Origin of the sequence: Occallatibacter riparius, from assembly GCF_025264625.1 — a bacterium.
Classification (GTDB): domain Bacteria; phylum Acidobacteriota; class Terriglobia; order Terriglobales; family Acidobacteriaceae; genus Telmatobacter; species Telmatobacter riparius.
The window spans coordinates 94,705-105,128 of sequence record NZ_CP093313.1 but is presented as its reverse complement, the minus strand read 5'-3'; the positions used below and the strand labels follow the sequence as shown (position 1 = coordinate 105,128).

Below are 10,424 nucleotides of genomic sequence, written 5' to 3'. Positions count from 1 at the left end.
GAAGACCCCATGCCCGAGCTCGATGAAGAAGTCAAAACCGGCGAAGCCGATGTCGAAGAGGACAAGGGGGATCTTCTCGAAGCGTACGTAGACCCCGCCGGCGTACCCAGTCCTGACGCGTGGCGGCAGGCCGTCGCCGACTTCTATCAGCTCGACCTCGACGCAAGTGTCCTTTGGAAGCAGGTCGGTCCCGCACCCCTCGTTGTCGATGCCGACCAGAACCACATGGGCATCGGCCCTGACGCGGGCGAAGTCACCGATGTCTTCATCGACCCGGGCGTTGCGAACGACCAGAGCATCTACCTCACCACCAATGACGGGGGTGTGTGGCACACCTCCAACGGCGGTACCCTCTGGCTCCCCCTCACCGACCCCATGTTCTCCAATTCCATGGGCGCCATCGCCATGGACCCGGCCAATTCCTCCATCCTCTACGCGGGTAGCGGAAACCTCTTCGACGGCGGCGGCACCTTCACCCGCAGCGCCGGAATCTACCGCTCCACCGACAGCGGCCTGTCGTGGGACATCGTCGACGGAGGCTACTTCGGAACTCTATTCTCCAAGGTCGGCATCCTCAAAATCGTCTGCCCCATGGCCAACACCCTGCTGGTCGCCACCAACAACGGCCTCTACCGCTCCGTTGACGGTGGCCGCAACTTCGGCGCGAATGGTCCGGACTTCAACGACCGCAACCCTATCCTGCAGGGCAAGATCTGCTGTCTCCTCCTTGACGCCGCCACTCCAGCCAGCACCGTTTATTGCGGAGTCGCGGGCGATTCCGGTGTCGCCACCATGGGCCTGCTGAAGTCCACAAACGGCGGCATCACGTTCCCCACCAACCTGTTCGCCGACCCCACCGCCCCCCAGCTGCCCTACGGCTCCTTTGTGGTCGCGCAGTCCCAATTCGACGGCACGACCGCGAATTCCGCGGTCCTCTACGTCGCCGTTCAGGGCAGGCTCGCCACCGGCGCCAACACCTTCCTCGGCCTCTGGCGTTCGGCCAACTCCGGCTCAACCTGGAGTCCCCGTCCCAATCTAACCAACGTCGCTGCGGTCAACGGATTCAACCAGTCCGCCTATGACCTCACGTTGGGCGTCGATCCCCTCAATTCCAACCGCGTCTACGCCGGATTCCAGCAGCTCTGGCTCTCGATCGACGGCGGTCAAAACTTTCTCAACACCTCCGTCACGGCCGGCAAAGTCCACTGGGACAATCACGTGATGGTCTTCAGCCCCGCCCCCAACCGCCCAGCCGTGCCCGCCTCCGGCCCCGTCCCCCCTACCGCCATCTACACCGGCACCGACGGCGGTATCGCCAAAAGTACTGACGGCGGCAGCAACTGGACCTGCATCAACGGCAAAATGGCCACCAATCTCTTCCAGGGCATCGGCATTGGCAGCGGCATCAACAATACCGGCAAGGGAATTCCCAACTCCTATACCTACGGTGGCATGCAGGACACTGGAACGGCGGGTCACCGCCCAGCCGACTCCCTTACCGACTGGCACGCCGGAATTAACGGCGATGGATGGCTCGTCGCCGTCGATCCCTCCGACCCCACGATTGTCTACGGCTTCGACAACCAGTTCTTCATCAAGACATCCGACGCGGGCGCGCACTGGGACATCTCCAACGTCGCCGGCGCTGCCCGAAAGGTCGGCATCGGCCTCACCAATGGAGGCTCGCCCCGCGCCATAGCCGTCGATCAGACCGGCAACAACCCCGCCACCCGCATCGTCTGGGTCAGTGAAATCAAGACACTCAACAAGAGCACCGACGGGGGCAAGAACTTCACCGCCACTGCATTCGCCGCCCCTGACGACATCCGCAGCCTCGCCACCACCACCGGCTCCGCCAACATCATCTGGGCCGGGTGCGCCGATGGCTCCATCCACTGCTCCACGGACGGCGGCACCTCCTGGGATACCGGCGCCTTCACCTCCAAGCCTGCCGGGGCGGTCAAGATCGGCCGAATAAGCGGCATCGCCATCGATCCCACCAACCTTCAACGCGTCGTGTGCGTGTGCGACCGCTTCTCCAACGTCCACGCCAAGTACCGCACCCGCCACGTCTTCCTCACTCTCGACGGCGGCGCCACCTGGGCCGACATCAGCGGCACGGACGGCAATGGTCCCGTCGGAAACGTCCCCGACATGCCTCTCTGCTCCGTCGTCTTCGACATCACCGGCAGCACCGCCAGCCAGCCCCCCGCCATCATCATCGCCGGCGACGCAGGTGTCCTCCGCTCAACCGACGCCAAGATCACCGACGGAGTTGGCACCGCCACCTGGAAGATCTACGGCGCAGGTCTGCCGATGGTCTGCTGCAAATCCCTGGCCATCGACAACAGCGTTTCGCCCGCCGTGCTCCGCGTCGGCACCTACGGCCGCAGCTGCTTTGAGGCCACCCGCCCCACGGGCCCCAAGTATGCCGCAGAGGGAAATCTCGCCTGTGGCGTCATCGCTACCGGCCAGTCCGCGACTGTTTCTTACTACGTCTATAACTCCGGCGACACGGCCCTGCAGATCACAGCGGCCCATGCCACGGTCCCGTTTTCTGTCGGAGCCGATCCCGCCATCCCCGTCACTATCCAGCCCGGAGCCACACAGAAGTTCCAGATCACCTTCACTGACAACGTCGCTCACGAACCGCATGGCCTGCTTCAGTTCGATACCAATGACCCTTCCGGCACCCAGTTCATCTCCCTCAGCGGCACCGTAATAGACAGCAAACTGAAGCAGCGCCTTGCCGTAAACCCCACCTCGAGCTGCGGTTTCGGTATCGTCGAGGTCGGCTCCAATCGCACCATCCCCGTGCAGGTGTTCAATGTCGGCACGGCCCCACTGAATGTGACCGGAATCACCCGCACCTCCGGCAGCGCCGATTTCTCAATCAACCCCGCCCTGCCTACCCCCATCCCCCCCATCGCCGCCGGCGCCGAACTCGACTTCACCATCCAGTTCGCCCCCTCCGGAGCAGGCGACCTCAATGCCGAGTTCACAATCGCCAGCGATGACCCACATGGGGCGGTCAAGATCACCACCAGCGGAACCGGAAGTCTTGCAACCGCCGGCGCATTTGCACAGTTTCTGCGCTCTCTCGGAATCGTTCCATGATTGGAGTGTTACGCAGCGTCTGGAGGCGTCTTTGCGGACACTCTCGACAACTATTAGAAAAGCCCGCCTTGCCTGCTCTCTACACACGCATTGGATCATGCACTCGCCGAAATCCGCCGAGATCAAATTGCCGAGATGCCGCCGTCCAACAGCCAACTCCACCGCATCCTCATTTCCCGACTCTTCTTGTTTCCCAAGACGGAAGTATCTGGAGAGTTTTTGCGGTGAATCATCGGCGGGGCCGGCTGAACCAGATTCTAACGGCGGCGATATACAAGAACTCTAGGGCAGCAAGGGCGAAAGAAATCCATTCTTCCCCTTGCCCGTTTTACATCAACTTGACGTGCCGCCGATAAGATAGATCGGTCTCAGACTCCGACGCGAAATTCACAACGCCAAGCAAAGAATTCGTCATCGCCATTCTCCTGGTCCGAATGATGCTTGAGCTTTCGGACGGATTCCATTCCGACACAATCTTGCTCGCTTACGGCCTTGAGTCGTTGCAGCCTGCGCTGGAATTCAACCAGACCAGGGCCTCAGCCCGCGCGTCTGCTCAAGCCCTGCGCCCTATGCCGAGCCCCATGCGGACATTCTGCACGTACTGATTGTTCTGCGGCTTTCACCGCTGCCTCACAATTTGAAAGGAAACCCCCGTAACGCCTGTGGTCTTTAAGACGCTTCAGCCACGGGTCCACCACCAACATCTCCGGGGAGCAGATGAATCCGATCTGGGCAGCACGCTGCAGACCTCGGATTGCCTTCGAAACTTCTCCAGGTGCGGCGTATTGCCGCGCCAAATACACCAGAATCTCTGGTTCATCCTTCGTGTCGGCACCTTCCATGAGGCGCAGTGTTCTTTCTGGCTTGTTTTCGAGGACCGCCTCCAACGATCCGAGAAGGGCTGTCATCAACGGCGAGAAAGACTTGGTTCGAATACGGTCCCGCAATAAACCAATGGCGCGTCTCTTTTTTCCCGGGGCTGCCCATGTTGCTGCCTCCGCTCAATCGGGTTTTGCTGCTTGACGACTCGTTCTTCCCCCTGTTGTTGCCGCTCCTGAGCCTGGGATTTGCCGCGCTTGTTCGCTTGCTCTTCGTTGACTTCATCGGCGACGTCGCTATTTATACCAATCTCAACCAGCGAAGCGCCAACTTCGCCACCCGCGCGCAGATCCTGGAAGAATGCAGCCACGCGCTCACTTCGCTCTACCTCGATCTCCGCGGGGAATTGCATGATTCCGGTGAGGACTTCACTATTGTCATCGCGGCACACTCGCTGGGTACAGTTATCGCCTACGACACCCTCAACGATCTATTCAATCGCGCCCGTATCAGCGCTCCGCCCGTGGGCAACGGGGATGCGCCACCGAATTTCCCCGTCGCTTCCATGGAGATCTGCAGCCACCTGGGAGGCCTGCTCACCTTCGGGTCCCCGCTCAACAAGACTTACTACTTCTTCCGCGATCAGTCCGCGGCAGAGGAACTGGTGCGCGCCCAACTCATCGATGGCCTGCATTCTTTCCGCCTGGCCACACCCGCGAGAAACCTGGCTACGCCAGTCGCGCCCGTGCACGTACCGAAGACCCTCGAAGTTCTGGCAAAGCGGCTCCCGTGGATCAACTTCTGGGCGTCCTCTGACATCGTCTCCGGCAAGCTCTTCTTTTACGAGTCGATTGAGCAATACCACCGACCCTATGTCGTTCCATTTCCGCTCTCCCACCTGCGCTATTGGAGAGACCAGAAAATGTATCGCATCTTCGCGCGCGACCTCTTGTGCGCTTCGCCGGTGCAACCACCTTCAGACCCGTGCCCCTGCAGCGAAGCAGATAAGGTCGTCCCCGCCGAGCGTAGACGCGGATTGTTAACCCCGGCTTACATCTACCTCGAGTGACAGAAGTGAAACTCGCCGTGGATCGTCCGGATCGTCGTCACTGGTCGTTCCTTGAAGGTTTGACAAGAGACGGAGCAATTAGGCAGGAATCGCGCTTGTCCTCTGAATGTGGTGGTTTCACGAACTAGGGTACGATCGACCGACGGAATTGGATGTCGGTACCTCGTAGCGGGAACCGAATCCATTTGCGTCGGAGGCGTTGATTGTGCCCAGACTGTGCCTGAGAATGTCGGTTGTCGCGATTTGAGCGATTCTGTCAATTCGTGGAATCAATAACTTACGTCTTTTGAATACCCGGCTGGGGTTCGCCCCCCTCCCGGCACCAGCGAAAATCCTCGAAAATTGGGCATTTCAGGGTAGCCGATCATTTCAGGGTAGCCGATACCCATTGTGCCTAAAATTGTGCCCAGGATGTGCTCGATTTCCCCTCATAGGCATCATCGTTGTACGCACACATCGAGTTCATTCCGCATCGTGGCTTTTCCTTTTGAACGCACAACTCTCAGCATCAGAAAACCATCAGGATAGCCGAATTTTGCGAAGGCGTGCCTGCCGAGGGGGGCAGACTTCGCCCCCCCCGGGAACAGGCATGAGTTTCTGTGACTCAATGAGTGGAAGCCACAGGATCGCCGTAGATGATCCCGCGACCGTTCGTCGTGAAGTAGACTCGACCGTAGATCCGTGGGTCGCCGGTGATGGCAACCATGGTCATTCCATATTGGTGCTGATCATCGTTGATGCGCGTCCAGGTAGAACCAGCGTCGTCGGAGCGGTAAATTCCCCAAACGCCAGCCACGAGAGCGCTGCTGTACAGAGCAGGATACGTGTGGTGGGGAGCGGGCTTGCCGAATCCGATTGTGGTACCCGCATCGACTCCTGACAGCTTCTCAAACGAGACGCCGCCATCCAGAGAATGCCAGACGCCTGACACAGCCCAGCTAGTGCTGCTTACAAGCCAGATGTCTCCCTCGTGGCCGGGCGCTGCCTTGAATTGTGCTGATGCGCCCGCCGGAGGAAGGTTCCCAGCCGCCGTCGCTGCAAAGGTCTGACCTCCGTCTGTGCTGTTGTAGAAGGCCCCGTTGGCGAACGCGTAGAACTTCAGCGGATTCACGCGGTCAGACCGAACGCTTGCACCCGCTGGAACGCCTGACGATGCCGTCCAGGTATTTCCTCGGTCTGCGGAGACGTACACACCTGGCCCGCAACTCCACACGACACGGCTGCCGTCGGCTGCTGCTGCCACTGTCCCGGCCGAAGCACCACCTGGCTGGCTGTTGGCTGGCACCCAGGTTTGGCCGCCGTCAGAGGAAAACGCGATGTTCTCGTTGTTTGTGCCGCCGGCTCCCACGCGAACAACAAAACTCGGATTCAGTTCGGCAAAATCAGCGCTGGTCCCAGCAGTGAACACCGGGTTCGAATCCATCACACTCGGCTTGGTCAGGTCGTTATGCGTGAATCCGCCAATGTCACCGACCTCGCTGATGAGGTGGGCGGGACCGGCGGGCGGACTGATCAGGTCCAGGACGCTCGTCTCCTCAATTCCATTGGCTGCGACGTAGATTCCGACCTTACCGCCGTTGTCCCACGCGGTCAGATTGTCGATGCCGTACATGGTGGCCCCTGTGCCGTAGAGCATGTGGTTGGAATTGAAAGGATCGATCTCAAGGGCATCTACCATCCAGCCGACGTTGGGGGTGGGCGCAGGGCACGACGAATTGCTGGAGGTAGCCGATGTGCAGGTCGCCGGTGTTCGGCCGAACGTGAGCCAAGGGGCGGCAGATATATCGATCGAGTAATTCGGCGCCATGATGATGGGCCATGGGTTCGACCAGTTTGCGTTCCAGATCAGGCTCCAGTTGTTTCCCCCGTCCAATGTCCGGAAGAACTGCACGTCTGGCCACCATTGATTCAGAGAGGCAACGACCACGGCATTGGGGTTCTTGGCATCCACGCTAAGCCCTCCAAAGCCATACCCGCCACTCAGTGGCGACGTCGGCGGTGTTATGCGGCTCCACACCTGCGACCCTGTGTCATACTTCCACACATCGCCTGCCGAGCCATCGTAAGGGCCAGCGTTGTTGTTATAGCTCAGGTAAAGAACGCCAGTCGACGAGAGCTTGCCGTGATGAGGCATGAGGCCAGTGGGCTGTCCGGCTACCGCCGTCCACGTTTGGCCGCCATCGTTGCTCTGCCACAGGCTGCTTGCCGGATCGGCCACTCCAACGTAGATATTTTTTGAGACCTTTACACCGGCAACGGTGATGGTTGTGCGAGGATCAAATGTCTCCCAGACAACGCCGATTGGGTCTGCGTCGTAGGTATCGCCGGGATACGCAATCGGTTCGTGATACGGGCCGCTGTCAGGAAACCCGGCAACCTGCGCCCAAGTTTGGCCCATGTCCAGACTGCGCCAGAGTCCGTGTCCGCTGCGGGCCCCCAGATAGAGGATTTGATTGTTATTAGGATCGATGGCAAGGCGTTCGCCCATGCCGCGGCCGGGCATGTTTCCGCCTACCTTGAACGGCAGATCGATCCGATCAAAGGTATGCCCCTGGTTACTGGAACGGAGAATCGCGCCGTTTTGGGTGGTCCAGTCATTGCTGTAGGTGCCGGTCTCCACATAAATGCGACGCGAGTCTTTGGGATCAATGGCGATGCTCTCGACCCCCATCAGATTCCAGTCTGAGGAGCCGATCCAATCGAGAAGTGGAATCCAGCGGCCAGTCTCCGAGTCGAACCGATAGGCTCCGCCGATATCGGTGCGCGCGTAAACTACATCCGGCGCTGTTTGACTGAAGACAATTCCGCTGATAAAACCGCCGCCGCCACCGATGGCGACGTTCTGAAACCGGTAGGGACCCTGGGCTGCTGCTTGCGTTGGGCTCAGCGCAAGGGCTGGAATGCCGATCAGCCCTGCGGCGAGGAACGCGCGAAGAAATCGAGACGTCCATGATTGGCGGGAACCTTTACTCGACATGATGCTCTCCTAGGTGATGGTTCTGAATCGGCCGAATGCGCTCACGAACGAGCCAGCCATGCTGCCCAACGACATTTCATGCCTGACACCTTCCGAGCAATTCGCCTGGATTGTGGATCAAAAAAAATGTCCTGCCGAAGACCGGAGTTCCACTTCGGCAGGAAGGAAGGTACTGCTTGGAAAATGAATCTCTGAAACTGCGATTCAGCCCGGACCTTCTCCTTTGGCCTGGCCCGAAGGGCGTCGTGGCGAACGCCACAATTCGGACACCGGAAACATCGTCGATGGCTCCGCTGGCACGGGCGCAAGGGAATGAAGAGGTCCACATCAAAATCGAGGTTCAGATACTGCCATCGAGCTGGCGAGAATTGCGTGCAGCCTTTCCGTAAAGGAAAAGTCGATCTGAATTGTGGTGGCGGGTAAACAGGTTGGTGAAGTTTAATTATGTACATAGTTGGCGGCGTTGTGTTAAATGCGTGTAAGCCGCTCATGTTTCTAGACTTCCATCCATCGCGTCGAAGTGTTAAACATACCGCCTGCGGTGTTAAATGTGTGGGCCAGCTCTCCTGTGCGAGCGCTCGAAACATGGCACGGCTTCTTCGCTTGTCACATCTGCTGCCCCGTTCGTAAGATTGGTTCCACTTGGGAGATCGAGTGTGGTTCAAGCACCCGCTTCAAATCGAGGCGAGATGGAGCGCGCGGAACTGGACGCGGTGCTCCGAGCTCTCACGCGCACACCGAGGCTTGCTAACCTGCTCAGCTTCGTTGCCGAGCGCTACTTTGGAGGCCGCACCGAAGAGATCACCGAATACAACATCGCAACTGAAGTCTTCGCTCGGTCGAAGACTACGTTTGACCCGTCTCAGGACTCGATCGTGCGGGTCGAGGCATACCGCCTGCGAAAGAGATTGAGGGAGTACTACACAACTGAGGGGAGCAATCACGAACTCGAGATCTCCCTGCCGAGCGGCAGCTATACTCCGTCTTTCGCAACCCGCTCCTCGCAGGCTACCTCGCCACAACCGACTGGACCAAACCAGACCGGGACCCAAAGCAGCAATTCTGAAGAATCGACTGTCGAGGAACTTCATGGCAGCGAGAACGTGCTCTCATCCACAGCTTCGGGTCCTCCAACACTTCGCGAGCGATACCTGGGGCGTTTTGGAGGAGTCGTCGCCGCCCTGGCTGTTCTGATTCTGGTCCTGGGTGCCGTGATTGCGTTGGCAGTCCGCTCTCGAAGCGCGCCGGCGTCTAGAGCTGCGACAGCAAAACCCGCAACGCCGGTCGAGTCGAGAGACGTCAGCACAGTGAACGCGAGGGGCCCGGTCAGGATCCTCGCCGGATACCAAGGCACGCCCAGAATCGATAGTACGGGCGCGTATTGGGAGGCCGACCGTTACGTCGAAGGCGGCGCTGCATTTCGACGGCCAGGACCACCCGTCGCCCGAAGCAGCGACCCAATGCTCTTCGACTACTGGCGCACGGGCGACTTCGAGTACAAGATCCCGCTCCAGGGTGGCCCTTGGGAGCTTCATTTATTCTTTGTCGCGTCTCAGCCGGAGGACATTAATCAGGACACTTTCCACGTTGCCGCCAATTGGAAGCTCCTCCTGCCAGGGTTCAATATCAGTTCTGACGCACTTGGGGTGAACATCGCCGACGAACGAGTGTTCAGGGACGTCTATCCGACCCAATGGGGATACCTGAGTCTTAAGTTCACGAAAGAACTAGGATCGCCGTCGGTGAGCGCCATTGAGTTATTACCGGGGATCCCTCACAAACAACTTCCTATACGGCTTGTCATGCAGAAGACAGCGGTGACCGATCATGAAGGAAACGTCTGGCATCCGGACAATTATTACCAGAACGGAGTGACGTCGGACACTCCGAGACGTGTTGGGAGTACGGCAGATCCCGATCTCTACGCGCATGAGCGTTATGGGCACTTCACCTATTCCATTCCTGTGGACCCACGAGATCGATACAGCGTTGTGCTTCACTTTGCGGAGCTCTACTGGGGCCCGAAAGCTTCAGGTTCCGGCGGCGTGGGGAGTCGGGTGTTCCGTGTGATCTGCAACGGATCCACGCTGCTGGACAGGTTTGATTTGTACAAGGAAGCAGGAACCCTGAATGCGGTGACCAAGACCTTCAGCCACCTGCGTCCTTCTCCCGAGGGGAAACTGGACCTGACGTTCGAGCCCATTGTGAACTTTGCCACGGTATCGGCCATCGAGGTCATCGACGAGGCCGAGTAAGTGAAGTTTCCCTGAGTTACCCACTCCGCCCTTCAGCTCAGGAGTATTTCGACCTGTTCTGGGCACAAGAATAGATTTTTTGCACTAAAAGAGCTAAAAGAAGAACGAGCGAGAGCTATTGATTATTCTGCCAATAGCTACTCGAAACCTACTACCCTGCGATTAACAACCGGGTGCTGCAATAAAG

4 protein-coding genes are annotated in these 10,424 nt (G+C 59.0%); 3 read left to right on the top strand and 1 reads right to left on the bottom strand.

Annotated elements, in window-relative coordinates; genetic code table 11:
- Positions 1–9 precede the first annotated feature (9 nt).
- Both MOP44_RS00345 and MOP44_RS00340 read left to right on the top strand, forming a co-directional pair.
- The gene (locus MOP44_RS00345) at positions 10–3,117 is read left to right on the top strand and encodes a choice-of-anchor D domain-containing protein (protein WP_260793902.1); all 3,108 of its coding nucleotides are present in this window, start codon (positions 10–12) and stop codon (positions 3,115–3,117) included.
- A 985-nt stretch (positions 3,118–4,102) separates the two neighbouring features.
- Positions 4,103–5,005, top strand: a complete 903-nt coding sequence (locus MOP44_RS00340) for a hypothetical protein (protein WP_260793901.1) — start codon at positions 4,103–4,105, stop codon at positions 5,003–5,005.
- Positions 5,006–5,609: 604 nt separating this feature from the next.
- Here MOP44_RS00340 and MOP44_RS00335 read toward each other — a convergent pair.
- Positions 5,610–7,982, bottom strand: a complete 2,373-nt coding sequence (locus MOP44_RS00335) for a WD40/YVTN/BNR-like repeat-containing protein (RefSeq protein ID WP_260793900.1) — start codon at positions 7,980–7,982, stop codon at positions 5,610–5,612.
- A 656-nt stretch (positions 7,983–8,638) separates the two neighbouring features.
- Here MOP44_RS00335 and MOP44_RS00330 point away from each other — a divergent pair.
- Entirely contained in the window at positions 8,639–10,237 is a 1,599-nt protein-coding gene (locus MOP44_RS00330) for a malectin (RefSeq protein ID WP_260793899.1), read from the top strand.
- The last annotated feature ends 187 nt before the right edge of the window (positions 10,238–10,424 follow it).

Excerpts from the sequence above, each read along its gene's own strand:
- MOP44_RS00345 (WP_260793902.1), top strand. The coding sequence starts at position 10 with ATGCCCGAGCTCGATGAAGAAGTCAAAACCGGCGAAGCCGATGTCGAA.
- MOP44_RS00340 (WP_260793901.1), top strand. The coding sequence starts at position 4,103 with ATGTTGCTGCCTCCGCTCAATCGGGTTTTGCTGCTTGACGACTCGTTC.
- MOP44_RS00335 (WP_260793900.1), bottom strand. The coding sequence starts at position 7,982 with ATGTCGAGTAAAGGTTCCCGCCAATCATGGACGTCTCGATTTCTTCGC.